24 protein-coding genes are annotated in these 25,699 nt (G+C 69.8%); 16 read left to right on the top strand and 8 right to left on the bottom strand.

What is annotated here, in order from left to right:
• Window positions 1-105 precede the first annotated feature (105 nt).
• From ACLQ2O_RS26855 to ACLQ2O_RS26825, 7 genes are all read left to right on the top strand, one after another.
• Window positions 106-1,794 (top strand): nitrite/sulfite reductase, encoded by a 1,689-nt coding sequence (locus ACLQ2O_RS26855; RefSeq protein ID WP_425836153.1) that lies wholly within the window; start codon window positions 106-108, stop codon window positions 1,792-1,794.
• On the top strand, window positions 1,791-1,940 hold the full coding sequence (locus tag ACLQ2O_RS26850; RefSeq protein ID WP_166665480.1) for a hypothetical protein: 150 nt from the start codon (window positions 1,791-1,793) through the stop codon (window positions 1,938-1,940). Before ACLQ2O_RS26855 ends, ACLQ2O_RS26850 begins: the two co-directional genes overlap by 4 nt.
• A complete protein-coding gene (locus ACLQ2O_RS26845) occupies window positions 1,937-2,623 on the top strand; it encodes a phosphoadenylyl-sulfate reductase (protein WP_425836151.1) in 687 nt (228 codons plus the stop codon). The genes ACLQ2O_RS26850 and ACLQ2O_RS26845 overlap by 4 nt, the downstream gene beginning before the upstream one ends.
• On the top strand, window positions 2,605-3,537 hold the full coding sequence (gene cysD / locus ACLQ2O_RS26840; RefSeq protein ID WP_425836150.1) for a sulfate adenylyltransferase subunit CysD: 933 nt from the start codon (window positions 2,605-2,607) through the stop codon (window positions 3,535-3,537). The genes ACLQ2O_RS26845 and cysD overlap by 19 nt, the downstream gene beginning before the upstream one ends.
• The gene (locus tag ACLQ2O_RS26835; protein WP_425836148.1) at window positions 3,537-4,874 is read left to right on the top strand and encodes a sulfate adenylyltransferase subunit 1; all 1,338 of its coding nucleotides are present in this window, start codon (window positions 3,537-3,539) and stop codon (window positions 4,872-4,874) included. Before cysD ends, ACLQ2O_RS26835 begins: the two co-directional genes overlap by 1 nt.
• Window positions 4,871-5,653, top strand: coding sequence for a sirohydrochlorin chelatase (locus ACLQ2O_RS26830; protein ID WP_425836146.1), 783 nt, complete (start codon window positions 4,871-4,873; stop codon window positions 5,651-5,653). Before ACLQ2O_RS26835 ends, ACLQ2O_RS26830 begins: the two co-directional genes overlap by 4 nt.
• Before the next feature lie 65 nt (window positions 5,654-5,718).
• The gene (locus ACLQ2O_RS26825) at window positions 5,719-6,042 is read left to right on the top strand and encodes a hypothetical protein (RefSeq protein ID WP_425836144.1); all 324 of its coding nucleotides are present in this window, start codon (window positions 5,719-5,721) and stop codon (window positions 6,040-6,042) included.
• On the opposite strand, the gene solA is transcribed toward ACLQ2O_RS26825, so the two are convergent.
• The 6 genes from solA to zapE all read right to left on the bottom strand — a co-directional run bounded on the left by solA (window position 6,032) and on the right by zapE (window position 11,648).
• Entirely contained in the window at window positions 6,032-7,189 is a 1,158-nt protein-coding gene (solA, locus tag ACLQ2O_RS26820) for an N-methyl-L-tryptophan oxidase (RefSeq protein ID WP_425836142.1), read from the bottom strand. The genes ACLQ2O_RS26825 and solA overlap by 11 nt on opposite strands.
• A gap of 38 nt (window positions 7,190-7,227) precedes the next feature.
• Complete coding sequence (locus ACLQ2O_RS26815) at window positions 7,228-7,992, bottom strand: phosphotransferase (RefSeq protein ID WP_425836140.1); 765 nt, start codon at window positions 7,990-7,992, stop codon at window positions 7,228-7,230.
• Window positions 7,979-8,842, bottom strand: coding sequence for a PPK2 family polyphosphate kinase (locus tag ACLQ2O_RS26810; RefSeq protein ID WP_425836137.1), 864 nt, complete (start codon window positions 8,840-8,842; stop codon window positions 7,979-7,981). Before ACLQ2O_RS26810 ends, ACLQ2O_RS26815 begins: the two co-directional genes overlap by 14 nt.
• 62 nt (window positions 8,843-8,904) lie before the next feature.
• Window positions 8,905-9,636, bottom strand: a complete 732-nt coding sequence (locus ACLQ2O_RS26805) for a hypothetical protein (RefSeq protein WP_425836135.1) — start codon at window positions 9,634-9,636, stop codon at window positions 8,905-8,907.
• Window positions 9,637-9,785: 149 nt separating this feature from the next.
• Window positions 9,786-10,517, bottom strand: coding sequence for a hypothetical protein (locus ACLQ2O_RS26800; RefSeq protein WP_425836133.1), 732 nt, complete (start codon window positions 10,515-10,517; stop codon window positions 9,786-9,788).
• Window positions 10,518-10,637: 120 nt separating this feature from the next.
• On the bottom strand, window positions 10,638-11,648 hold the full coding sequence (zapE, locus tag ACLQ2O_RS26795) for a cell division protein ZapE (protein ID WP_425836131.1): 1,011 nt from the start codon (window positions 11,646-11,648) through the stop codon (window positions 10,638-10,640).
• 168 nt (window positions 11,649-11,816) lie between these two features.
• On the opposite strand from zapE, the gene ACLQ2O_RS26790 reads away from it, so the two are divergent.
• Genes ACLQ2O_RS26790 through ACLQ2O_RS26765 form a run of 6 tightly spaced genes read left to right on the top strand, consistent with a single transcriptional unit; the run spans window position 11,817 to window position 18,202 of the window.
• Entirely contained in the window at window positions 11,817-13,139 is a 1,323-nt protein-coding gene (locus ACLQ2O_RS26790) for an ABC transporter substrate-binding protein (RefSeq protein WP_425836129.1), read from the top strand.
• A gap of 4 nt (window positions 13,140-13,143) precedes the next feature.
• On the top strand, window positions 13,144-14,106 hold the full coding sequence (locus tag ACLQ2O_RS26785; protein ID WP_425836127.1) for a carbohydrate ABC transporter permease: 963 nt from the start codon (window positions 13,144-13,146) through the stop codon (window positions 14,104-14,106).
• Window positions 14,103-14,957 carry a carbohydrate ABC transporter permease gene (locus ACLQ2O_RS26780; RefSeq protein ID WP_425836125.1) on the top strand — a complete coding sequence of 285 codons (855 nt, stop codon included), beginning with the start codon at window positions 14,103-14,105 and terminating at the stop codon, window positions 14,955-14,957. The genes ACLQ2O_RS26785 and ACLQ2O_RS26780 overlap by 4 nt, the downstream gene beginning before the upstream one ends.
• 26 nt (window positions 14,958-14,983) lie before the next feature.
• Window positions 14,984-15,754, top strand: a complete 771-nt coding sequence (locus ACLQ2O_RS26775) for a VOC family protein (RefSeq protein WP_425836123.1) — start codon at window positions 14,984-14,986, stop codon at window positions 15,752-15,754.
• Between the two features lie 58 nt (window positions 15,755-15,812).
• Window positions 15,813-16,805 carry an aldo/keto reductase gene (locus tag ACLQ2O_RS26770; RefSeq protein WP_425836121.1) on the top strand — a complete coding sequence of 331 codons (993 nt, stop codon included), beginning with the start codon at window positions 15,813-15,815 and terminating at the stop codon, window positions 16,803-16,805.
• On the top strand, window positions 16,802-18,202 hold the full coding sequence (locus ACLQ2O_RS26765; RefSeq protein WP_425836119.1) for a GH1 family beta-glucosidase: 1,401 nt from the start codon (window positions 16,802-16,804) through the stop codon (window positions 18,200-18,202). Before ACLQ2O_RS26770 ends, ACLQ2O_RS26765 begins: the two co-directional genes overlap by 4 nt.
• Here the strand turns inward: ACLQ2O_RS26765 and ACLQ2O_RS26760 are convergent.
• Window positions 18,191-19,414 carry an ROK family transcriptional regulator gene (locus tag ACLQ2O_RS26760; protein ID WP_425836117.1) on the bottom strand — a complete coding sequence of 408 codons (1,224 nt, stop codon included), beginning with the start codon at window positions 19,412-19,414 and terminating at the stop codon, window positions 18,191-18,193. The genes ACLQ2O_RS26765 and ACLQ2O_RS26760 overlap by 12 nt on opposite strands.
• A gap of 116 nt (window positions 19,415-19,530) precedes the next feature.
• On the opposite strand from ACLQ2O_RS26760, the gene ACLQ2O_RS26755 reads away from it, so the two are divergent.
• Window positions 19,531-20,490, top strand: coding sequence for a zinc-binding dehydrogenase (locus tag ACLQ2O_RS26755; RefSeq protein WP_425836115.1), 960 nt, complete (start codon window positions 19,531-19,533; stop codon window positions 20,488-20,490).
• Window positions 20,491-20,604: 114 nt separating this feature from the next.
• Here the strand turns inward: ACLQ2O_RS26755 and ACLQ2O_RS26750 are convergent, their stop codons facing one another.
• On the bottom strand, window positions 20,605-23,916 hold the full coding sequence (locus ACLQ2O_RS26750; RefSeq protein ID WP_425836113.1) for a M28 family peptidase: 3,312 nt from the start codon (window positions 23,914-23,916) through the stop codon (window positions 20,605-20,607).
• A gap of 190 nt (window positions 23,917-24,106) precedes the next feature.
• Between ACLQ2O_RS26750 and ACLQ2O_RS26745 the strand changes: the two genes are divergently transcribed.
• Together ACLQ2O_RS26745 and ACLQ2O_RS26740 are read left to right on the top strand one after the other, a co-directional pair.
• Entirely contained in the window at window positions 24,107-25,090 is a 984-nt protein-coding gene (locus ACLQ2O_RS26745) for a LysR family transcriptional regulator (RefSeq protein WP_425836111.1), read from the top strand.
• A 191-nt stretch (window positions 25,091-25,281) separates the two neighbouring features.
• The gene (locus ACLQ2O_RS26740) at window positions 25,282-25,698 is read left to right on the top strand and encodes a hypothetical protein (RefSeq protein WP_425836109.1); all 417 of its coding nucleotides are present in this window, start codon (window positions 25,282-25,284) and stop codon (window positions 25,696-25,698) included.
• Window position 25,699 lies beyond the last annotated feature (1 nt).

Below are 25,699 nucleotides of genomic sequence, written 5' to 3'. Positions count from 1 at the left end.
CTGATCACCGCTGGGTGCGCACCGCGCAGACCGGATCGAATCGACGACGCTTCGAGCCCCATCGCGTGAGCGCACCTGTCTGTAGAGACAAGGACTCGCCCCCAGATGACTGGTGTCACCTCTGCTCCCCGCAAGCCGGCCCGCCCCCGTAAGGGCAAGGGCGAAGGTCAGTGGGCGCTCGGCTACCGCGAGCCGCTGAACAAGAACGAGGAGAACAAGAAGAACGACGACGGCCTGAACGTCCGGGCCCGGATCGAGAACGTCTACGCCCACGGCGGGTTCGACTCGATCGACCCGGCCGACCTGCGCGGCCGCTTCCGCTGGTGGGGCCTGTACACCCAGCGCAAGCCCGGGATCGACGGCGGCAAGACCGCGACGCTGGAGCCCGAGGAGCTGGACGACAAGTTCTTCATGCTCCGGGTCCGGATCGAGGGCGGCCAGCTGACCACCGAGCAGCTCGCCGTGATCGCCGAGGTGTCCAGCACCTACGCCCGCGACACCGCCGACATCACCGACCGGCAGAACATCCAGCTGCACTGGATCCGGGTCGAGGACGTGCCCGCGATCTGGGAGAAGCTCGAGGCGGTCGGCCTGTACACGACCGAGGCCTGCGGCGACGTCCCGCGCGTGATCATCTCCAGCCCGGTGGCCGGCATCGCCGCGGACGAGATCATCGACCCGACGCCGGCCATCGACGAGATCGTCGAGAAGTACATCGGCAGCACCGAGTTCTCCAACCTGCCGCGCAAGTTCAAGACCGCGATGACCGGCCACCCGTCGCACGACGTGGTGCCGGAGGTCAACGACATCAGCTTCGTCGGCGTCGTCCACCCCGAGCACGGCCCGGGCTTCGACCTGTGGGTCGGCGGCGGGCTGTCCACCACCCCGATGCTCGCTCAGCGCGTCGGGGCGTGGATCCCGATCGACGAGGTGCACCTGGCCTGGAAGGGTGTCGTCAGCATCTTCCGCGACTACGGGTACCGCCGGCTGCGCAACCGCGCGCGGCTGAAGTACCTGGTCGCCGACTGGGGCATCGACAAGTTCCGTGAGGTGCTGGAGAGCGACAAGTACCTCGGCCGGCAGCTGATCGACGGCCCCGCGCCCGAGATCCCCGCCGTCCAGGGTGACCACGTCGGCGTCCACCGGCAGAAGGACGGCCTGTACTACGTCGGCGTCGCGCCGGTCGTCGGCCGCGTCTCCGGCGCGAAGCTGGCCCAGCTGGCCAAGGTCGTCGCCGCGCACGGCTCGGACCGGATCCGGACCACCGCGCAGCAGAAGCTGATCGTGCTGGACGTCGAGGAGTCGCAGGTCGAGTCGCTGGTCGCCCAGCTCGCCGACCTCGGCTTCCAGGCCCGGCCGTCGGCCTGGCGGCGCAACACGATGGCCTGCACCGGCATCGAGTTCTGCAAGCTCGCGATCGTCGAGACCAAGGCCCGCGCGGCCGAGCTGATCGACGAGCTCGAGCAGCGCATCCCCGACCTCGACGTACCGATCACCGTGAACGTCAACGGCTGCCCGAACTCCTGCGCCCGGATCCAGGTCGCCGACATCGGCCTCAAGGGCCAGCTGGTGATGGATGCCAACGGCAAGCAAGTGTCCGGCTACCAGGTCCACCTGGGTGGCGGCCTCGGGCTCGACGCCGGCTTCGGCCGCAAGCTGCGCGGCCACAAGGTCACCTCCGACGGTCTCACCGACTACATCGAACGCGTCACCCAGAACTACCTGAAAGAGCGGTCCGAGGGCGAACGCTTCGCCCAGTGGGTCGTCCGTGCCGACGAGGAGGCTTTGCAATGAGTGAACGCGCAGCACCTCTCTACTGCCCGTACTGCGGGGACGAGGACCTTCGTCCGTCGGAGGAAGGGCACGGCGCCTGGGAGTGCCGGCCGTGTGCACGGGTGTTCCAGCTCAAGATGATCGGACTGCGGGTGACGGTGGAATGAGTACAGACCTGAAGACGCTCGCCGAGGAGGCGAACGAACGACTAGCCGACGCCTCGGCGCAGGAAGTGCTGGCGTGGGCACGGGAGACGTTCGGTGACGAGCTCGTGGTCACCGCTTCGATGGCCGACGGCGCGCTCCCCCACCTGGCCGCCGAGGCCGCGCCGGGCGTGGACGTGCTGTTCCTCGACACCGGCTACCACTTCGCCGAGACGATCGGGACCCGCGACGCGGTCGCCGCGACGCTGCCGATCAACCTGATCAACGCGACGCCGCGGCAGACCGTGGCGGAGCAGGACGCGACGTACGGCAAGGACCTGTTCGCGACGCAGCCGGACAAGTGCTGCGCGCTGCGCAAGGTCGAGCCGCTGAACCGGGTGCTGTCCGGCTACAAGGCGTGGGTGACCGGCGTACGGCGGGAAGAAGCGCCGACGCGGGCCAACACCCAGCTCGTCGAGTACGACGAGAAGCGCGACATGGTCAAGCTCAACCCGATCGCCCCCTGGACCCAGGACGACCTGGACGGCTACATCAACGACAACGGCGTCCTGGTCAACCTGCTCCAGTACGACGGCTACCCGTCGATCGGCTGCCAGCCGTGCACGAAGCAGGTCGCCCCCGGCGAGGACCCCCGCAGCGGCCGCTGGGCCGGCCAGGGCAAGATCGAATGCGGGCTCCACACGTGACCGCGATAAGCTTGCCTCCGGCAACGGTTACCGAGCTGGACGCGCTGGAGAGCGAGTCGATCTTCGTGTTCCGGGAGGTGGCGGCGGAGTTCGAGCGGCCGGTGATCCTGTTCTCCGGTGGCAAGGACTCGATCGTGATGCTGCACCTGGCCCGAAAGTCGTTCGCGCCGGCCGGTGTCCCGTTCACGCTGCTGCACGTCGACACCGGGCACAACTTCACCGAGGTGCTCGACTACCGCGACGCCACCGTGGACGCGCTCGGGCTGCGGCTCGAGGTCGCCCGCGTGGAGGACTACCTCGCCGACGGCCGGCTGCGTGAGCGCGCCGACGGAACGCGCAACCCGCTGCAGACGATCCCGCTGCTCGACGCGATCAACAACCACCGGTTCGACGCCGTGTTCGGCGGCGGGCGGCGCGACGAGGAGCGGGCCCGGGCCAAGGAGCGCATCTTCAGCCTGCGCGACGAGTTCGGCCAGTGGGACCCGCGCAACCAGCGGCCCGAGCTGTGGTCGCTGTACAACGGCAAGCACAAGCCGGGTGAGCACGTCCGGGTCTTCCCGCTGTCGAACTGGACCGAGCTGGACATCTGGAACTACATCGCCCGCGAGGAGATCCCGCTCCCGAGCATCTACTACGCCCACGAGCGCGACGTGTTCGAGCGCGACGGCATGCTGCTGGCCGTCGGCCCGTACTCGCAGCCGCGGGACGGCGAGGACGTCTCCCGGCGCGTGGTCCGCTACCGGACCGTCGGCGACATGTCCTGCACCGGAGCCGTCGCGTCGCACGCGGCGTCCCCGGCCGAGGTGATCGTCGAGGTCGCCGCGAGCGAGCTGACCGAGCGCGGCGCCACCCGCGCCGACGACCGGGTCAGCGAAGCCGCCATGGAAGACCGCAAGCGAGAGGGGTACTTCTGATGAGCACCACTCACGCCCCGGCCGAACTCCCCGACCTGACCCAGCTCGCCCAGCGCAGGTTGTTGCGACTGGCAACGGCCGGTTCGGTCGACGACGGCAAGTCGACGCTGGTCGGCCGGCTGCTGCACGACTGCAAGGCGATCCTTGCCGACCAGATCGCGCACGTGCAGACCGTCTCCGAGGCCCGCGGCGGCGACTTCGACTTCGCGCTGCTCACCGACGGCCTGCGGGCCGAGCGTGAGCAGGGCATCACGATCGACGTCGCCTACCGGTACTTCGCGACCGACAAGCGCTCGTTCATCCTGGCCGACTGCCCCGGGCACGTGCAGTACACCCGGAACACGGTCACCGGCGCCTCGACCGCGGACGTCGTGATCATCCTGGTCGACGCGCGGCACGGCGTACTGGAGCAGACCCGCCGGCACCTCGCCGTCGCCGGCCTGCTCCGGGTCCCGCACGTGGTCCTGGCCGTGAACAAGATCGACCTCGTCGGCTACGACGAGCAGGTCTTCCGCGGCATCAGCAAGGACGTCTCCGAGCTCGCCGACCAGCTCGGCATCGCCGACGTCCAGGCGATCCCGGTCTCGGCGCTGGTCGGCGACAACGTGGTCGACCACTCCGAGAGCACCGGCTGGTACGACGGCCCGACGCTGCTGGAGTTCCTGGAGAGCGCTTCCGGGCGTTCCGACGCCTCCGGCCGGCCGCTGCGGTTCCCGGTCCAGTACGTGATCCGCCCGCAGACCGACGACCAGTACCGCGACTACCGCGGCTACACCGGAACAGTTGCCTCCGGCACCGTCTCGGTCGGCGACCAGGTGATCGTGCTGCCCGCCGGACGCCGTACGTCGGTCTCCGGCATCGACCGCGCCGTGGTCAGCGCCACCTCGACCGCCGTCGCCGAGCGCACCTCCGCGGTCGCCGGCGAGGCCGTCACCGTCCGGCTCGCCGACGACCTCGACGTCGCCCGCGGCTCGGTCATCGTCGCGGCCGACTCCTCCCCCGGCACCCGCCGGGAACTCCTCGCCACCGTGTGCTGGCTGTCGGACCGCCCGCTGACCGTGGGCGCCCGGCTGCTGATCAAGCACACCACCACCACCGCCCAGGCGATCGTCACCAAGATCAACGGCGTACTCGACCTGGACACGCTCGGAGTCATCGACGCCGCCGGGCTCGACCTGAACGACATCGGCAAGGTGCAGCTCAAGATCGCCGCACCGCTGGCCGCCGATCCGTACGCCAGCAACAACACCACCGGATCGTTCCTGCTGATCGACGCCCACGACGGGTGGACGCTCGCCGCCGGAATGATCGACGAAGAAGAAGGGGAACTGCTGTGACCGCACCCGCGCTCGTAGTCCTCGCCCACGGCAGCCGCGATCCGCGATCGGCCGCCACCGTCCACTCGCTGGTCAAGTGCCTGCGCGAGCTGCGGGACGACCTGCGGATCGAAGCCTCCTTCCTCGACCACTGCCCGCCGACGCCGTACCAGGTGCTCGGCAAGCTCGCCGCCGAAGGGGTCGAGGAGATCGTGATCCTGCCGCTGCTGCTGTCGACTGCCTTCCACGCCCGGGTCGACGTCCCGGCCGTCGTCGACGAGGCCCGCAACCGGTTCCCGACCCTCCAGATCATCGCCTCCGACGTACTCGGGTACGACGAGACGCTGCTCGACGTGCTCGACCGCCGGATGCGGGCCGAGCTCAAGGACGGCCGGGTGCGCGAGCTCGACGCGCTCGTGCTCGCCTGCGCCGGATCCAGCGACGCCCAGGCCAACGCCGCCGTCACCCGGCTGGCGCGGCTCTGGGGTCAGCGGCACAAGCTCCCGGTCACCGCGGCCTTCACCACCGCGGCGTCCCCGAGCCCGGCCGAGGCCGTTCTGCAGTGGCGCCTGGAAGGCCGCCGGCACGTTGCCGTCGGCTCCTTCTTCCTCGCCCCCGGCGTCCTGCCGGACCGCGCCGAAACCACCGCCCGCAAGGCCGGTGCCGTCGCGGTCTCCCGTCCGCTCGGCGTCAGCGCCGAGGTCGCCCGCCTGGTCCTGCTCCGGTACGGCGTAGCCGGCCTGGACCTGCTGACGCTGGCCGCTCCGGCCCCGCGCCCGCAACTCGTCCGCACCGCCTGACTCGTGAGCGGTTGCCGGGTGCCCATGGCGACACCCGGCACCCGCTCCGCCCGTAGAGTTGCGCCATGCCCTACGTCCTCCAAGCCCGGTCCGGACCCGGCAATCTCTGGGTGATGCGGGACCATCCCGGTCAGCCCGAGTACGGCGACGAGGTCCTCGAAGCGGTGGACGCGACGGGGTACCGGGCGTTCCCGGTGGAGGTGCGCGGGAAGCGTGGCGAGACGATCGGCGACTACGTGGGGTTCGCCGTGCTCGACGCCGATCCGGCGAAGGACCTGCGGTTCGAGCTCGGCTACCAGGGCTGGAGCTTCGTCGCGTCCGACCGCGTGGTGGACGCGCTGAAGGCGGCCGAGGTGACGGAGCTGTCGGTCAAGCGCGTCACGAGCTGAAGCGTCTTGGGTCGAGGAACGTGGTGTCGCAGTACGGCGTTTCTCCGAGCGTCAGCTGAGCCAGCAGCTCGCCGAGGCCGCCGGCGTGCTTGAAGCCGTGCCCGGAGTCGCCGCCGGCGACCACCAGCCGGCCGGTGTCGTCGGGGTGACCGATCAGGAACTGGCCGTCGGGTGAGTCGGTGACGATGCACGGCAGCAGCTTGACCGGGACCGGGTCGAGGCCTGGGAATGCTTCGGCGACCGCGCTGGAGATCTCGTCGACGTCGCCGCGCGGGTGCACGTAGCGGTCGACGTCGTCGGCGTCCGTGAACGGCGTACCGGCGACGTGGCCGGCGTGCTCGAGGCCGAGCTTCACGCCGTACCCGTCGCCGGAGCCGTGCCCCCAGAAGCCGATGCCGCCCGCGCGCTGCCAGATGAACGCGGGAAAGCGCTCCAGCGCGAACTCCTCCGACGCCTGATCGCGAGGCTCGAACCAGTACAGCGGCGTACGGCGAGGCACGAGCGGCAGACCGGGAACGACCTTCCCGAGCCAAGCGCCCGTGGCGACGACCACCCGCTCGGCGCGGATCTCGACGGTCGGCGTCCTCACCAGCACGCCGTCGCCCTCGACCTCGACGTCGGTGACCAGGGTGTGAGCAAAGACCTTCGCCCCCAGCTGCTGGGCCGCCTCGACCTGCGCGCGCACGATCGGCTCCGGGAAGCAGACGCCGGCACCGGGATCCCAGACGCCGACGTCGTCCGCGCCGAAGGCGCCGTACTGCGGCTGGCGGGCGACCAGCTCCTCGTGGTTCAGCTCGGCCACCGGGACACCCGCTTGTGCCGCCGCGGCCAGAGCGCCGGCGACGACCTCGCTGCCAGGAGGCCCCGCGTTCAGCGATCCGGTCTGCTCGACCAGGACCTGACCGGTCTGCGCGCCGAGCGCGTTCCACAGCTCGAGCGACTTCTGCGCGATCGGGGGCAACCCCGGATGCTCCATGCACGCGATCCGGAACAGGCGGGTGACGCCGTGCGACGAGCCCAGCGCATGCCCGATCGCCTGCCGCTCGACGCCGATCACGTCGACGCCGCGCGCCGCCAACCGCCACAGCGCGGCCGACCCGAACGCGCCGAGGCCGACCACCACCACGTCCGTGCGCAACGTTTCCACGTCAGCCTCCAGATCGGCGGGCCGCCCCCGGTCGACGGTCAGCCCCAGGTGAGCGGATCCAGCAACAGGTAGAAGTCGAGCCGGCGCCGGTCCGGCTCCTCCAGACCGTACCCGCGCAGGAACTCGTCAGCGGGCAGATCCCACTCGTCGAGCAGTTGCGCGGTGGTCAGCGCCAGATCGGCGTACCGGTCGGCGAGCCCGAGCCGGCCGAGATCGATGAACCCCGTGACCTCCAGCGTCTCCGGGTCGAGCAACACGTTCGGCAGGCACGCGTCGCCGTGACAGACCACCAGCTCGGCGACCTGCTCGGCGTACGGCTGCTCGGCCTTGATCCGCTCGAGCAGCGTCTCGGGCCGCAACTTCCGCCACGCGTCGTTGAGGAAGTCCGGGTTCACCGCACCACGCCGTACGACGTCTGCCGCTTGGTCGACGACCTCGCCGAGCGGCCGGGTGAACGGGCAGTCGGCGACCTCGTGCAGCGCCCGGAACGCGGCCGCGAGCGGAGAGAGCGCTTTCTGGCGTTTCTCCGGTGGCAGGTCGGCCGCCGCGACACCGGGCACAGCGGTGGTCACCAGGCAAGCGCCGTCGGGACCCGCGACCCAGTCGAGCACCTCGGCGCTGGGGATCCCGGTCGAGGACAGCCACTTCACGCGATCGCGCTCTCCGCGCAGGTCCACGATCCCGTGGGCCGGCGCGCACTTCGCGTACGCCGTACCGTCCGAGCGCCGGAACACCTCGGCGTCGGACTCACCGGAACCGGCCGGAGCCCACTCCCCGGCCGGCAGCAGATCAGGTCGTCGCAAGGCGGGCCTTCTCGCCCTCGACGTCGAAGTCCGCGGCCGGCCACTCCGGGTTCAGGTCGCGCAGAGTCTCCAGCAGCAGCGTCGTGACGGCCCAGTTGCGGTACCACTTGCGGTCGCTCGGGATCACGTACCAGGGCGCCGACGAGCCGTTGCACTTCTCGAGCGCCGCCTGGTACGCCTCGGCGTACGCGGGCCAGAGCTCACGCTCGTCGATGTCGCCCGGGTTGTACTTCCAGTACTTGGTCGGGTCGTCCAGCCGGGCCTCGAGGCGTTCCTTCTGCTGGTCGGCGGAGATGTGCAGGAAGCACTTCAGGATCGTCACGCCACTCTCGGCCAGCTCGGCCTCGAACTCGTTGATCTGGTCGTAGCGCCGGTTCCAGACCGGCGGGGCGACCAGGTTCCGCACCCGGGCGATCAGCACGTCCTCGTAGTGCGAGCGGTCGAAGATCCCGATCATGCCCGGGCCCGGCAGCGCCTGCCGGATCCGCCAGAGGAACCCACGCCGCTTCTCGGCCGGGGTCGGCGCCTTGAAGGACGTGATCCGCAGCCCCTGCGGGTCCATCAGGCCCGCGCCGTGCCGGATCACCCCGCCCTTGCCGGAGGTGTCCATCCCCTGCAGCACGAGCAGCACCGACCGGTTGCCGCCCTTGCGGCCTTCGGCGAACAGCCGCTCCTGCCAGTCCGACACCTCGGCGCCGAGTTCCTCGAGCTTGAGCTTGCCGTCGTCCTTGGAGCCCTCGAACCCGGTCGTCGCGCGCGTGTCGTAGGCGCTCAGGTCCACCGGGCCCGCCGGCACCCGCAACGCGTCCAGCAGCCCGTCGCCCGTCCCGTCCGCCTTCTTCTTCGCCATGACGCCATCCTGCCCCATCCCCACCGGCAAACCGGTGAGGACAGGGCAGGGCCGGTACGGCGTCAGCGCGTGGTGACCGCGCTGCCGAGGTCCCAGCTGATCGGCGTCGAGTACAGCGCGAACCGGTAGTCCCGGACCTTGCTGTACTTGTACGAAAGGCTGACCTCACCCTTCGAGTTCGTCCACAGGCCCCCCTTGAGGGTCTGCCACGTGGTCGAGCCCTTCTCGCGGAACTGGAACACGCCCGCGGCGGACCGCTTGAAGTAGGTGTTGTTCGACACCGAGTACAGCAGCGAGGTGCCCTTCAGCGTGACGACGTCGGCCTTGCGCGACGACGAGATCCACGCCCCGGCGGCGAGCTTGACGGTGACGCCCACCGTGTTCTGGGTGTTGGTGGTCTCGTCGGGGTTGTAGCTGCCGACGCCGTAGAACTCCTGCACCCCGATCGGGTGGTTCGCCGGCAGGTACCAGGAACCGTCGCCGAACTCGTACTCCTTGTCGAAGACGATCTCGTTGACGATGGCGTTGCTCGCGTTCCTCAGGTACCAGCCCGAGTTCGGGTCGGCGTTGGCCGCGCAGGTGCCGCTCAGCTTGCCGAACAGCGTGAGCTCCGGCCGGCCGATGGCCACCCGGGTCGGGACCGACAGGTTGCAGGTGCCGGCGGCGTCGCGCGAGGACGTGGTCTTCGGCGCCCACTGCGCACCCGGGTCGGGCCGAGCCGCCGACGCGGAGAGCGGGGCTACTGCGGCGAGGCCGACGACTGCGACGGCAGCCGTCAGCGTACGACGAATCATGCGATGTGCTCCTAGGTGTCATACGTGAATGGCACTGGGACCCCCCTCAGCACCTGCGATGACCGGAGCGTAGTGGCCGGGAGGGCTTCCCCCGGCCACCACCCGCCGGATGAGACGGGGCTCACCGGTGGGTTGCAGCTTGTTGCAGGTCAGCGGGTCGTGACCGCGCTGCCCAGGTCCCAGCTGATCGAGGTCGAGTACAGCGCGAAGCGGTAGTCGCGCACCTTGCTGTACCGGTACGACAGCGTGACCTCACCCTTCGAGTTCGTCCACAGCCCGCCCTTGAGGGTCTGCCACACCGTGGAGCCCTTCTCGCGGAACTGGAAGACGCCGGCCGCCGAACGCTTGAAGTAGTTGTTCGTGGTGACCGAGTACAGCAGCGAGGTGCCCTTCAGCGTGACGACGTCGGCCGTGCGCGACGACGAGATCCACGCGCCGGCGGCCAGCTTCACCGTGACGGGCACGTTGTTCTGGGTGAACTCGGTGCCGTCGGGGTTGATGCTGCCGATGCCCTGCCAGGTCTGGGTGCCGATCGGGTGCACGTCCGGCACCCACCAGCTGCCGTCGCCCTGTGGGTCGACCGGGTCGAACAGCAGACCGTTGACGTCGTTCAGGCTGGGGTGGTGCAGGATCCAGCCCGAGGTGTTGTCCGGCACGTTGCAGCCGCCGGTGCGCTTGCCGTAGAGCGTGATCTCCGGCTTGCCGATCGCGACGCGGGTGGGCACCGACAGGGTGCAGGGACCGGCGGCCTCGGCCTTGGACACAGGGCCCTTGAGGCTCGGCGGCATCACCGGGCCAGGGCGGGCGGCCGAAGCCGACAGCGGCGCGAGGGCCGCCAGACCGACGACCGCGACAGCGGCCGTCAGAGTACGACGAATCATGCGATGTGCTCCTAGGTGTCATACATGGATGGCACTGGGACCCCCCTCAGCACCCTGCGATGGGGCGTAGCGTAGTGGTTCAAAGGTTCTCCGGCCGCGCTTTGCGTCCCGGCGGAAAGGTCAGTCCATCCCGGCGTGGGCCAGAGCGATCAGACGCGACAGCGCGCGGAGGTACTTCTTGCGGTAGCCGCCCCCGAGCATCGCCGGTGAGAACAGGCGGTCGAGCGGCAGGCCGCTGTGGACCAGGGGGATGTCCCGGTCGTACATCCGGTCAGCCAGTACGACGAGCCGCAGCGCGATGTTCTCGTCGGTCAGCTCGCGGACGTCGGTGATCCCGACGGTGTCCACGCCGTCCAGGAACGCGCCGTACTTGCTCGGGTGGAGCTCGCCGAGGTGGTGGTAGAGGTCGACGAAGTGGTCGCAGGACGCGTTCGGGCGGGTGGCTGCCGCCTGTTCGACGGCGGCGTCGGACCATGGCTCGGGGGCGACGGGCAGCCCGCGGTGCCGGTAGTCGGGGCCGTCGATCCGTCGTACGTCGAAATGACCGGACAGGGCCTGGATCTCGCGGAGGAAGTCGGTCGCCTGGAACCGGCCCTCGCCGAGCTTGTCCGGGAGTGTGTTGGAGGTCGCGGCGAGCTGGACGCCGGCGTCGACGAGCTGGCGCAGCAGGCGCGAGATCAGCACCGTGTCGCCGGGGTCGTCGAGCTCGAACTCGTCGATGCAGATCAGCCGGTACGCCGACAGCGCCTCGACCGCGGCGCGCATCCCGAGCGCGCCGACCAGGTTGGTCAGCTCGACGAACGTGCAGTACATCTTCGGCCCGGCCGACACGTGCCACAGCGAGGCGAGCAGGTGGGTCTTCCCGACCCCGAACCCGCCGTCCAGGTAGATCCCCGGCTCGAGCGTCTCGGCCGGTGACTTCCGCCGCCACCACGACTTCTCCCGGCGCGGCTCGGCCAGCACCTTCCCGCGCTCGACCAGGACGCCGAGCACCTCGGCCTGGCTCGGCTCCCCCACCGCCGGCCGGTACGTCTCGAACCGCACCGGAGCGAACCGCGGCGGCGGCACGCACTCGGAAAGCAGCCGGTCCGGACTGACCTCCGGCCGCCGCTCGACCAAACGGATCGGCATACGGACCACCCTACGATCCGCGCCGGTCCCATCCGAAACCCGGAGCGGTCCCATCCGGCTGCGGGGAAACAGCACGGAAACAATCATCCGGTCTTGACGGCTTTCTTACTTTTAGTTAGGAAGTTGCCATCGGGGACCGCAGCCGGGCTGAACGAGCGAGGAGTCAGCATGCAGGGTGATCGGCAACTCCCATCCACAGCGTTTCGACGACGGACCCTGCTCAAGGGTGCACTCGGCGGGGCCGCCGCCCTCGGGCTCGGGTCCTCCCTGGCCGCCTGCAGCGACGACGGCGGGTCGAGCAGCAGCGGCGGCAAGGCCGTCGTCCGGGTCTGGTCCTGGTACAGCGACCAGGAGGACCAGTTCCCGAAGCTGATCGAGAAGTTCCAGGCCGCGCACAGCAACATCACCATCGAGAACCGGATCTTCGGCACCCCCGACCAGTACCTGCCGGCCCTGCAGGCCGCGGTCGCCGGCGGCGACGTCCCGGAGATCTTCGCGCCGCACACCCGGGCCCTGACCTACGGCACCGGCGGCGTCTCGGCCGACCTGAAGAAGGACCTCGGCGACGACTTCCTGAAGGACTTCTTCGACTCCGCCAACCAGGAGTACACCCTGGACGGCAAGCAGTACGCCCTGGGCTGGATGGCGCAGACCTTCGGCCTGTTCTACAACCCCGAGATGCTGAAGAAGGCCGGTGTCGGCGAGGACGAGATCGAGACCTGGGACGACCTGATCGCGGCCGCGGCCAAGATCCGGGCCATCGGCAAGCACCCGGTCGCGCTCAGCTGCAACCCGACGACCAGCTCGCTGGACTTCTTCCTGCCGCTGCTCACCCAGGTCGCCGACGACCCGACGTTCTACCTCAAGCTCGACCAGCTCAGCGACGGCCTCACCTACGAGGACCCGAAGGTCATCCAGGCGCTGGAGCTGAACCAGCGCATCGTCAAGGGCGGCGTCTTCCAGCCCGGTACGACGGGCACGAGCGGCGACCAGGTCCCGCAGATCTTCTACACCGAGAAGTCGGCGATGCTGTTCAACGGCTCGTGGTCACCGCAGGGACTGTCCAAGGACGCTCCCCCGGCGTTCGCGAAGAAGTACAAGGTGATGAAGACCCCGGCGATCGCACCGGGCAAGCGGCACTGGTGCGCGAACCAGGCCGGCGCCGGCTGGGCGGTCTCGGAGACCAGCAAGAACAAGGACGCCGCGCTGGAGTTCCTGCGCTTCCTGTACTCGGCCGACCAGTACTCCCCGACCATGAACGACTCGAACTCGATGCCCGCGACCAAGAGCGCCGCGGCCCGGATCGAGCTGCCGATCATGAAGCAGATGACGTCCTGGCTGACCGAGGGCGACGGCTGCCCGCACATCCCGTTCGGTCCGGGCTCGGTGGCCGCCGGGGACCCGCTGTCCAAGATCTTCGACGGCACCGGCGAACCGGCCGCGGTGGCCAAGGAGATGCAGCAGGCGGTGCAGAACGCCAAGGGCGGCTGATCGGGTGGCGACCGCAACAACAGTCCGGCCGTCCGCGGCACCCCGTCCGCAGGGAAGGCCGAACCGCTTCGGTTCGCCGCTGCGCAGGTCCCAGCGGATCGCGGGCTACCTGTTCGTGCTGCCGACGTTCGCGCTGTTCCTCGGCTTCGTGCTCTGGCCGATCCTGCGCACGGTGTACCTGAGCCTGACCCGGTGGGGCGGGTTCGGGGCGCCGCAGTTCATCGGGATGGAGAACTACACCCGGATGCTCGGCGACCCGGTCGCCCGGCGGGCGATGATCGTCACGCTGGCGCTGACCGCGGTGACGACGGTGGTCCTGACCTTCCTCGGCCTGGTCACGGCGGTTCTGGTGAACGTCGTGTGGAAGCACGTCGGCGTCCTGGTGCGGACGATCCTGTTCATCCCGGGCATCGTCTCGTTCGTGGTGTCCGGCGTCCTGTGGAAGCTGATCTACGACCCGAACATCGGCACGCTCAACCAGCTGCTCGGAGCCATCGGTCTCGACTCGCTGCAGCACCCGTGGCTGGCCGACAGCCGGACGGTGCTGCCGGCGATCATCCTGGTGACGGTGTGGGGCGGCCTCGGCTTCAACATGCTGATCTTCTTCGCCGGGATCCAGGGAATCGATCCCAGCCTGTACGAGGCGGCGGCCGTCGACGGCGCGAACACGGTCCAGCAGTTCTGGAACATCACCGTGCCGAGCCTGCGGGTCGTGACCGGGCTGGTGGTCAGCCTCGGGCTGCTGAACGGGTTCAAGGCGTTCGACATCATCTACGTGATGACCGGCGGCGGGCCGAACCACGGCAGCGAGGTCCTCGGGACCTACCTGTACTCGCTCGCCTTCGGCTCGACGTCCGGGTCGATCCCGCAGCTCGGCTACGCGAGCGCCTTCAGCGTGGTGACGATGATCCTGTGCACGATCGCGGTGATCGCCCAGCTCTGGCTGACGAGGAGGGCCGATCGATGAGTGCCCCTGCGGTGGAACAGACCAAGCCGTTCAAGTTCCCACTGGGCAAGAGCTTCGCGGCGTTCGTGCTGGCGCCGTTCTGCGTGCTGATGGCGTTCCCGTTCGTCTGGATGCTGCTGACCTCGCTGCGGGAGCCGAGCACGATCTTCGGCGGGCCGATCATCCCGGACAAGCTGACCTTCGCCGGCTACTCGACCGCGTGGACCAAGATCGAGTTCCCGCTGCACTTCTGGAACAGCGTCTGGATCACGTCCGTCACGGTGGTCGGCGTCCTGGTCTTCGCGACGCTCAGCGGGTACGCGTTCGCCAAGCTCGACTTCCCGTTCCGCAACACGCTGTTCGTGCTGCTGCTGACCACGCTGATGATGCCGTCGACGGCGCTGATCATCCCGCTCTACCTGCAGCTCAAGACGCTCGGGCTGCTGGACACCCAGACCGGGCTGCTCGTGCTCTACATCTCCGGCTCGGCGCCGTTCGCGATGTTCCTGATGCGGGCGTTCTTCCAGACCCTGCCGGACGAGCTGATCGAGGCCGCACGGGTCGACGGCGGCTCGGAGCTGGTGATCTTCTGGCGGGTGATCCTGCCGCTGACCCGGCCGGGGATCGCGACCGTGGTGATCTTCCAGTTCCTGCAGACCTGGAACGAGTTCCTGATCGCGAACACCGTGCTGCAGGACACGAAGTCGCTGCCGTTGCAGCCCGTGCTGTTCACGCTGATGGGCCAGTACTCGACCAACTGGCCGGCGCTCACCGCCGGCCTGACCCTGTCGGTCGTCCCGGTCGTGATCGTCTACGTCCGGATGCAGCGGCAGTTCGTCGCCGGGATGATGCTCGGCGCCGTCAAGAACTGACCTCTTCCCACTTCAGAAGGAGCTCCATGCCGATCAAGAACGTCGTCGTCAACTGCACCGACGTCCAGGCCTCCGTCGAGTACTACGGCAAGTTCCTCGAGCTGCCGCTGATCGGCGAGCCGACACCGGAGCGCGCCGTCCTCGACGCCGTGACGGCGACCGTCGAGCTGCGCAGGGTCGAGCGCGGGCGGGAGGACACCACCTGGGTCGGCGACGACCTGCAGAAGGGGTTCCGCCACCTCGGCTTCAAGGTCGACCGCCTCGACGAGCGGGCCGCCGTGCTGAAGGCCGCCGGCGTCGAGTTCAAGCTCGACCCGCTGGACGCCGAGGGCGCGGTCCGGATCTGCTTCTTCTTCGACCCCGACGGCACGCTGCTGGAGATGATCCAGGGGGATCTCCAGTACGCCGCCGTCCTGGACGAGGACGGGGTCGCCAAGGAGCGCGCGCTCGGTGTTCCCGCGCGGCCGCGGTTCGACCACGTCGCGGTGACGGTCGAGGACCGGGACCGGACCGACGCGTACTACCGGGACAACTACGGCTTCTCGTTCATCGGCACGATCGAGCAGCCGCACGACCCGCGCGGGTTCAGCATCGGTTACCTCAAGGGCGGCGACACGGTGATCGAGGTGTTCACCTACGACCGGGAGAAGTCGTCGCGGGAACCGCAGCTCGACGTGGCGGGATTCTCGTACGCCGTACTGGCGGGTGACGCTCCCGCGGGACTGACCGAGCTGACCGCTCCGGAGGGAACGCAGGTCCACGTCGATCCGGACGGTTTCGCGTTCGCCACCGCCTGACTTAACCGGTTAGGCTACTGCCAACCGCTCTGCTCCGACCTCCCGAAAGTTGGTCCTTGTGACAGATCCCTCGACCGACGACTGGCTGCGGCCGCTCGGATCGACCGGACTGACCGTGTCCGCCGTCTGCGCCGGTGGCGCCCTGCTCGCGAGCATGCCCGAGGTGTTCGGGTACGAGGTGAGCCGCGACGAGGCCGTCGCCGTGATCGACCGGGTGCTCGACGGGCCGCTGCGCTGGATCGACACCTCGAACGGGTACGGCGCCGGCGAGAGCGAACGCCGGATCGGCGCGGCGATCGCGGCCCGGGCGGACGCCGCGAGCGGGAACGACGGCGCGAGCGGAAGCGGGGCCCTGCCGGACGGCTTCCTGGTCGCCACCAAGGTGGATGCGCTCGGCAACGACTACTCCGGCGACCGGGTCCGCGCGAGTGTTGCCGAGAGCAAGGAACGGCTCGGGCTGGAGCAGCTGCCGCTGGTGTACCTGCACGACCCGGAGTTCCACGACTTCGCGAGCATGCGGGACGCGGTCGACACGTTGATGAAGCTCCGGGCCGAGGGCGAGATCGGGCACGTCGGGCTGGCCGGCGGATCGGTGCGCGAACTGGCGCGGTACCTCGACCTCGGCGGCTTCGAGGTGCTGCTCGTGCACAACCGCTGGAGCCTGGTCGACCACAGCGCCGACGAGCTGATCGAGAAGGCGCGCTCCGCGGATCTCGCGGTGGTCAACGCCGCGATCTACGGCGGCGGGATCCTGGCGAACCCACAGGGTGGCCTGCGGAAGTACGGGTACCGCGACGCGCCGGCGGAGATGCTCGACGCGGTCGCGGAGATGGACAAGGCATGCCGCGAGTACGGGATCGACCTGTCCACGGCCGCGCTGCAGCACTCGGTGAACGACCCGAAGATCACCGGCACCGTCGTGGGCTTCAGCAAGCCTGCGCGGGTCGACCAGTTGGTCGCGGCGCTGGAGACCGAGATCCCCGCCGAGCTGAGCGCTCGGCTGGCCGAACTGATGCCCGACCGCACCCATTGGCTGGAAGGAACCCGATGAGCAACTCTGTTGGTGCGACGCCCGAGGACGCGCTGGTGGGCGCGCGATCCGCGTTCCCTGCCGACTTCGTGTGGGGCGCGGCCACCGCGTCGTACCAGGTGGAGGGAGCGACCCGCGAGGACGGGCGGGGGCCGAGCATCTGGGACACGTTCGCCGCGACGCCCGGCAAGATCGCGGACGGCGAGACCGGGGATGTTGCCGACGACCACTACCACCGGTACGAGGAGGACATCCGGCTGCTGGCGGACCTCGGGCTGAAGGCGTACCGGTTCTCGGTGGCCTGGCCGCGGGTGGTGCCGACCGGGAGCGGCGCGGCCAACCAGGCAGGGCTGGACTTCTACCGGCGGATCGCGGAGACGTGTCTGGCGAACGGCGTCACGCCGTACGCGACGCTCTACCACTGGGATCTCCCCCAGCCGCTCGAGGACGCCGGCGGCTGGCTGGTGCGCGATACCGCCGAACGGTTCCGGGACTACGCGGCGCTGACGCAGGAAGCGCTCTCCGACGTGGTCTCGCACTGGATGACGCTGAACGAGCCGTGGTGCTCGGCGTTCCTCGGGTACGGCAACGGCGAGCACGCGCCCGGACGGGTCGAGGGTTCCGACGCGCTGAAGGCCGTGCACCACCTGCTGCTCGGGCACGGTCTGGCGCTGCAGGCGATCAAGACGCCGGAGAACACCGTCGGGATCGCGCTCAACCCCGCACCGGTGTACGCCGCGTCGGAGTCGGACGCCGACCGGGACGCGCAGCGGCGGGTCGACGGGCTGCGGAACCGGATGTTCCTCGATCCGCTGCTGGTCGGGAAGTACCCGGCCGACGTACTGGAGGACACCGGCACCGCCGAGTGGTTCGGCCGCTTCGACGCCGATCTTCGGCTGATCTCGGCGCCGCTGGACTTCCTCGGCGTCAACTACTACTGCCCGTCGACGGTCGCGGCGCCGGCGGACGGCTCGTTCTCCGCCCCGGGCGGCCCGACCACCCAGCCCGGCAGCGAGAAGGTCGTTGCCGTGGACATCGGTCTGGACAAGACCCAGATGGGTTGGGGCATCGACCCCAACGGCCTGCGCGACATCCTCGTGCAGATCAACACGCTGGCGCCCGAGCTCCCGCTGTACATCACGGAGAACGGCGCGGCGTACCCGGACGAGGTCGGCGCCGACGGCACGATCGACGACCCCGAACGCCAGGCGTACTTCGAGAAGCACGTGGCCACGGTCGGCGAGGCCGTCGCCGAAGGCCTGCCGCTCAAGGGCTACTTCGCCTGGACGCTGATGGACAACTTCGAGTGGTCGTGGGGGTACACGCGGCGGTTCGGCCTCGTGCACGTCGACTACACGACGCAGCAGCGAACGATCAAGAACAGCGGGCTGTGGTTGAAGAACTTCCTAAGTCGCTAGAGCCCGGTTCGACGTCTGGTGCGGCGTCAGCTGGCTGTGCAGGACCAGCGCCGCCGCACCGAGCGCGGCGGCGCTCGGGCCCAGCTTGGACAGCTCCACGCGGGTCGGGTGGATCGCGCGGACGAACGAGAGCCGGTTGATCTCCTCCGTCGCGGCCTGCACGTACAGGTCGCCGGCCTCGCTGAAGCCCGGGCCGGCAAGGATGATCTGCGACAGGTCCAGCAGGTTGGTGATCGAGAGCAGCGCCTTGGCCAGGTACCGGGCCGACTGCTGGATCAGCTCCAGGCACCGAGGGTCGCCCTCGGTGGCCCGGCGGGCGATGCGGGCGAAGTCGGTCCGTACCGACGAGCGCTTGCCGCGTAAGTCCTTGGCGAGGGCCGGATCCTGCTGGGCCAGCTCCACGACGCGGGCGGGCGCGGCGAGCGCTTCCAGGCACCCGTTGCCTCCGCACCAGCACGACGGGCCGTCGACCTCCAGGACCATGTGGCCGATCTCGCCCACGTTCGAGGACGAGCCTCGGTAGGCGTCGCCGTTGGTGACCAGGCCCAGGCCGAATCCGGCCGCCAGGTAGAGCGTCGCGAAGTCGCTGGCCGACGGGATCCGGCCGGCCCAGAACTCGCCGATCGCGGCGCAGGTCGAGTCGTTCTCCACGACCACCGGGTGCTCGATCGCCTGACTGAGCTGCCCTTGGACGGCGAACGGCTCCCACGCGTACCGCTCCCGGTCGGCCCGGAGCAACGACGACCCACTCCCCTGCCGGCCGGCCAGCGCGACACCGACGCCGACCAAGGTGGCCGGCTCGACGCCCGTGCGCGTGATCAGGTCCTCGAGCTCGCCGACCAGGCGGGAGATCACCGTCGCGGGAAGGTCGCGGCCGATGCCCTTCGAAGCGAGCTGCTCGATCACGCGCCCGTTCATGTCGGTCACCACGTACGTCGTACTGAGGGTGTCGACCGAGATCCCGACCGCGTGCCGGGCCCGCGGGTTGAACTGCAGCAACGTCGCGCGCTTGCCGCCGGTCGGGTCGCCCAGGCCGGTCTCGACGATCAGCCCCTCGGCCAGCAGTTGCTTGACCACGCGCGAGATCGACGCGCCGGTCAGCCCGGACCGGTCGGCCAGCGCGACCCGGGTCACGGTCCCGCTGGAACGGATCAGGTCCAGGATCGCGCTGTGCGTCTCCTGGGCCGTCGCACCCTTCAAGATCTTCGCCACGTTCTTCCCTCCCGGTCCCGCACTTTAATACACAAGGTAAGGAAGTGGTGCGGGTTGACCTCAAGCGAAGTTCAGGTCATAGCGTGCGGAGCAGTCCTGGGAGAGGGAGTGCGCAGATGCGGGCGATCCGCTTGTACGAGTTCGGTCCGGCCGAGAACCTGACCTTCGAAGAGGTACCGGATCCGGTGCCCGCGGCCGGCGAGGTGCTGATCGCGGTGGAGGCGGCCGGGGTGCACCTGCTGGACACCGTGCTCCGGCAGGGAACGGGCGGTGGCGGGCCGGTCCCTCCCCCGACCCTGCCGACGATCCCCGGCCGGGAGGTCGCTGGGCGGATCGAGAGCGTCGGCGCGGACGTCGATCCGGCGTGGGCCGGGAAGCGCGTCGTGGTCCATCTCGGGCCGGTGCCCGGTGGGTACGCCGAGAAGGCGGTGGCCCGGGTGGAGTCGCTGTACGAGCTTCCCGAGCACGTGAGTGCGGCTCATGCCGTGGCGACGATCGGTACCGGCCGCACGGTGACAGGGGTTCTGGAGCAGGCCGCGCTCACGGCCGACGACGTCGTACTGGTGACGGCGGCCGCGGGCGGGATGGGGAGCCTGCTGGTCCAGAGCGCCCGCAACGCCGGCGCGACGGTCGTCGGTTTGGCCGGTGGAGCGGAGAAGGTCCGGCAGGTGCGAGAACTGGGTGCGCAGATCGTGGTCGACTACCGCCAGGCCGACTGGGTCGATCAGGTCGTCGAGAAGCCGACTGTGGTGCTCGACGGAGTTGGCGGCGAGGTCGGGCAGCGGGCGTTCGAGCTGCTGGCGGTCGGTGGCCGGATCCTGATGTTCGGCTGGTCCGGCGGCGGACCGGTCCAGATCACCACCGCCGACCTGATGGAGCGCGGGCTGAGTGCGACGTGGGCGATCGGGCCCAAGCTGATGCACCGGCTCCGCGAACTGGAGAGCGAGGCGCTGCGGCACACCGTCGAGGGTGAGTGGGCGCCGCTGGTGACCAGCTTCCCGCTGTCCAAGGCGGCCGACGCGCACCGCGCGCTGGAGAACCGTGAAACCGTCGGCAAGGTGGTCCTGGTCACCTAGAGCGGAGATCCCCGTGCGCCTCAATGCCTGGGAGCCCTGCTCTGTGCCGACGGTTTCACGGGGTCGGGCTCCGGGTCGCCTGGTGTACGTCCCGGAGCCCTCAGCCGTGGCCGCCTACCAGATCGAGTAAGCGAAGGTGGCACTTCCTGTTGCCCCGCCACCATCGGTTGCCGTCACTGTTGCCGTGGAGGAGCCGCGGCTGGTCGGTGTCCCCGAGATGACTCCGCTGGTGCTGATCGACAGGCCCGGGGGCAGTCCTGTCGCGCGGAAGGTGACCGGCTGTCCAGAGCTGGCCGTTGCCCGGACCTGCAGCGGGAAGCTCTGGAAGCCGACGAACCCGTACTGGCTGCCCGGGTTCTGCACCGTCACCGTCCCCGACGACGAACCGGTCACCGTGAGGCTGAACGTCACCTCGTGGCTGACCGCGCCGGTGCCCTTGACCGTCACCTGGTACGTCCCGGCCGGCGTTGTGGCCGACGTCGCCAGGGTCAGGGCCGAGGTGCTCCCGGACGTCACCGAGGACGGCGCGAACGTGGCCGTCGTACCGGACGGCAGGCCGCTCGCCGCGAGCTGCACGCTCTGCGCGTCGCCGCTCGTGGTCGCCGTCCGGACCGTTGTCTGCGCCGAGCCACCCGCCGCGACCGACCGCGACGCCGGGTCGAGCGACAGCGAGAAGTCGTTGCCGGCCGGCGGGGTCTGCCCGACCGCGAGCTTCCACAGCCCGTACGCCGCGGCGTCGGCACTGCGATCGAGCACTGTCGCGTTGACGTTCGCCGGGTACTTGTCGCAGGAGCCGTGGTAGCACGGGTCGTACGCCGAGCCCGACGTACCGCCCCACTTCTGCGCCTGCGCCGTGGTCTTGCGCGCACTCGCGCCGGCGGCCACGCCGCTGGTCGGGATCCCGGCGTTCTTGAACGACGCGTCGTCGGAGCGCCCGGCGCCCTCGGTGTTCTCCTCCGGCGCCAGGTTCAGCCCGTCGTAGAACTCCTTCAGCACCTTGCCGGTCGTCGTGGTGATGTTGTTGACGAAGTAGCCGGCGTTGGTCGAGCCGACCATGTCGAAGTTCAGGTACGCCTTGATCTTCGACCGCTCGGCCGACGCCAGCTGACCGATGTAGAACTCGGAGCCGTTCAGCCCCTGCTCCTCGTCGGTCCACCAGCCGAACCGGACGTGCTTGGCCAGCGACGGGTTCTTCGCCGCCAGCGTCAGCGCGGTCTCCAGCACGACGGCCGACCCCGACGCGTTGTCATTGCTCCCGGCACCGGCACTCACGCTGTCCAGGTGGGCGCCGAGCATGACGACCTGGTTGGCGTCACCGCCGGGGAAGTCGGCGATCAGGTTGTCCGACGGGTACGTGCAGTTCGTGCACCGCTGCTTGGCGACGGTGAACCCGGCGGCCCGCAGCTTCTGCTCGACGTAGTTCACCGAGGCGGTGTAGCCCGCCGAACCGGCGCGGCGGTTGCCGCCGTTGCTGTCGGCCGCCTGCTGCAGCGCGAGCAGGTGCGCCTTCACCTTCTCCACGTCGACGTCCGGTACGCCGGCGGGCGGGGCGGTGCCGCCGACGGTCAACCGGTACGTCGCCGTCCGGTCGACCGCCGTACCGTCACCGGTGACCGTGACGGTGTAGCTGCCTTCCGGCGTACTGGACGACGTGCTGACGGTCAGCGTCGACGAGTTGCCCGACTGGACCGAGGCCGGCGCGAACGACGCGGTCGCGCCGCTCGGCAGCCCGGACGCGCTGAGCTGGACGGCCTGGGCCGAGCCGCTGCCGATCACTGTGTTGACCGTCGCCGTCGCGGACTCCCCCGGCTTCACCGAGCCGCTGGCCGGTGAGAGCGTCATCGTGAAGTCGTTGCCGGTCGCCGTACAGGTGGCCTCGCCGGACTGGGTGCCCAGGGCAACGGCATCCCAGGCGGCCTTCACCTTGCCGTGCAGCGCGCAGCTGGGGTCCAGGTTCTTTGCCGCCGCCAACGTCGCCACCCGCCACTTCGGGTAGCTCATGCCCGAGGTCTTGGCGAGCATCGTGTTGTAGAAGAGCTTGCCCGCTTCCTGGTGCCCGATGCCGGTCAGCGTGCTGCTGTTGCAGGTCGGGCTGTTCGGCTTGCCGTTGCCAGGGCTGCTGCCTTCGGCAAGGAGGTAGAACCAGTGGTTCATCGGGCCGGCCGCGGCGTGCACCGACGACGGCAGGCTGGTCGAGTAGCAGTTCGGGTGGCCGGAGATCTTGGCCGGCTCGTACATGTACCGGATCGGCCCGGCGCCCTGCAGGTTGATCTCCTCGCCGACCTCGTAGTCCGGCGGGTCGTTCGGGTTGTTCAGGTAGTGCTCGGTCAGCGTGCCCCAGATGTCCGCGACCGCTTCCTGCGACGGGTGGCCGGAGATGCCGCCCGGCGTCTTGGCGTCCAGCCCGTGCCCGTACTCGTGGGCGACGACGTCCGTACCGGTGATCCACTGCCGGTTGTTGTTGTAGCCGAAGACGACGCCGTCCGGGTTGCTCTGGTGACCCCAGTACGCGTTGACGTCGCCGAGGCCGACGACCGCGTCCGCCCAGCGGCCCTGGCCGTCCAGACCGTTGCGGCCGTACCAGTCCTTGAGCATGTTCCACTCGCCCGCGGCGATGTACATGACGTCGACGCAGCCGGCTTCCTTGTCGGTCTTGGAGGTGCTCCCCCAGACGTCGTCGGAGCCGGAGTACACGGTGCCGGTGCTGTAGTCGGCGCAGCGCAGGTTGGGCCGCGCGGGGTCCGTCATCGAGTACTGCGCACCGCTCTGTGTGGTCCCGAACGACAAGTTCGCGCCGTTCCACACGCCGGTGCCGGTGCCCGACGCGGTCTGCTCGATCGCGTGCACGACCTTGCCGGTGCGCGCGTCGACGTACACCTTCTGCCGGCTGTCCTCACCGTGGTCACGGCCCTGGACGATCGACTCCCAGGCCAGCACCGGCGTCGCGCCGCCCGCGTACACGACCAGCGTCGGGTCGCCGGGCACCGCCTTGGCCTGGTCGAGCGCGGTCAGCGCCGCCTTCTCGGCGGCGGCCTTGGTGACGACCGGGTGACGGTTCACGTCGATCGCCCGCTGCTGCGCGACGGAGATGCCCCGGGTGTTGCCCTTGGCATCCGTCGTGACGACGAAGTCGCCACCGACCACCGGGAGGTCGTAGTACGTGCGCTCGTAGGCGACGTACTGCAGGCCCCACGGCGTACTGATGTCCTGCTGGCGGACGAACTGGTCGCCCGGGCTCGCCTTGAGCTCGGCGGCGCGTCCCTCGACCAGCCGGTCGGCGGTCGCCAGGGCGGCGGCGCGCGGACTGACCGGTGGGTCGGCCTGGGCGTCGGCTGCGGGGAGCCTGGTCGCGACCACCGCTGTGGCGGCGGCCGCGAGACTCAGCACGCAGCCGGCTGCGACAGTGCGCAGGGCTGTGCTCTTCATGGGGCAGTCCTCACTGAAAGGGGCGGGACCCCAACGCCGGCCGGGGGGCTGCAGGGCCGTCCGGCCGGCGGCGGGGGACGAGGATCCGGGGTCCGGACTGGGCAGGTGAACGCCCGGGGTCCTCTGTGCAAAGAGATTGGCACCCGTGAGTTGTGGCTGTGATATCCCAGCAGGGCATAACCTCGCCGCTATGGATCTCGAGCTACGCCATCTGCGGGTCGTCTGCCGCCTGTCCGAGAGCGGCAGCGTCTCGAAGGCCGCGGCCGCGCTGGGGATCTCCCAGCCGTCGCTGACCGCTCAGCTGCAGCGCATCGAGGAGGCGATCGGCGGACAGTTGTTCAAGCGCGGCCCGTACGGCGTGGAGGCGACTCCGCTCGGCAAGCACGTCCTCGGCCGGGCCCGCTCGATGCTGGCCGACATGGACGAGCTGGTCGGCAGCAGCCGGCGCTACACGATCGGCACCGGGCCGCTGCGGCTCGGCGCGATGCGGACAGTGATGTACGGCGCCTGGCTGTCGCGGCTCGAGGAGGTGCTGCCCGGGCGGGAGATCATCACGCAGGTCGACAGCTCGTGCGCCGTACTGACCGATCTGCTCGCGGCGGACATCGTCGACGTCGTCATGCTCGGCCGCTGCGACGACGTGCACGCGCCACCGTGCCCGGCGGGGGTCCGGGAGCAGACGATGGTCTACCCGGAACCGTTCGCGGTCGCGCTGCCTTCCACGCACCCGCTCGCGGATCGCGACGAGATCGAGCTGCGCGACCTGGCCGGTGACATCTGGATCTGCCCGCCGGCGGGCAAGCAGGACGGCGATCTCGCGTACTTGCGTACTACCTGCGAGGCGGTGGGTGGGTTCACGCCGCAGTTCCGGTACGCCAACCTCGACACCCCCGACATCGAGCAGCTGATCGGCGCCGGGCGCGGGATCAGCCTGTGCGCGCCGACCGTCCGCGAGATCCCGAACACGGTGGTCCGGCCGCTGCGCGACCACCCGCTCCTGTGGCGCCGGACGCTGCGCTGGCGCACCGACCACACCACGCAGGAGGACGTCGACCTGGTGCACCAGGCGTTCGTCGACACCTACCGGGCGACCATCGCCGAGAACGCGACCCGCCGCCCGTGGTGGACCACGCACCCGGGCTCCCACCCGACGGTGCTCGACCCGAGCGGGTAGCTCCGCACCCGGCCCGGATCTCGTCCGGCTCCGGCGCGGGCTGGATCTCGTGCGGCTCCAGCGCGGCCCGGCCCGGATCTCGTCCGGCCCCAGCGCGGGCTGGGGCTTCGGCCGGCCGGCGGGGTTTCGCGATCGAGTTGTGATTCGCGAGGGCCTGCCGCCGGGCGGCCCGGTCCCGTACGCTCCCCGGCATGACCGTGCCCAGCCTCTCCGAGATCTTCATGATCTCCGGCGAGGAACGCCGCCTGGTCCCCGACGGGCCGGCGATCGTCGACACCGAGGGCGAGCGCCACGACGTACCGCCGAAAGCCCTCGACGCGTTGCACTACGTCGAGACAGCCCTCCGCGAGGGGTACGCCGTACAGATCTCGCTGCTGCCGCACGAACTCCCCCTTCGGGAGGCCGCGCGGGCAGTGGACATGTCCGAGGACGAGCTGCGCTCCTCACTCCCCTCCGGCGACCAGCCGATGGGACCCGACGACTCCGACGAGTGGGTCCAGCTGGACCAGGTCCTGCAGCTCCAACGCCGGGTCCGAGCAAGCCGCCGCGAGCAGAGAACCGCCGAGCGCGACGCCTACGAGGAAGAGCTCGAGCCCGACAAGTGGTGAC

Source organism: Kribbella sp. DT2 (assembly GCF_049844575.1).
Taxonomy (GTDB): Bacteria; Actinomycetota; Actinomycetes; order Propionibacteriales; family Kribbellaceae; genus Kribbella.
This window is presented reverse-complemented; position numbering and strand designations above follow the sequence as displayed.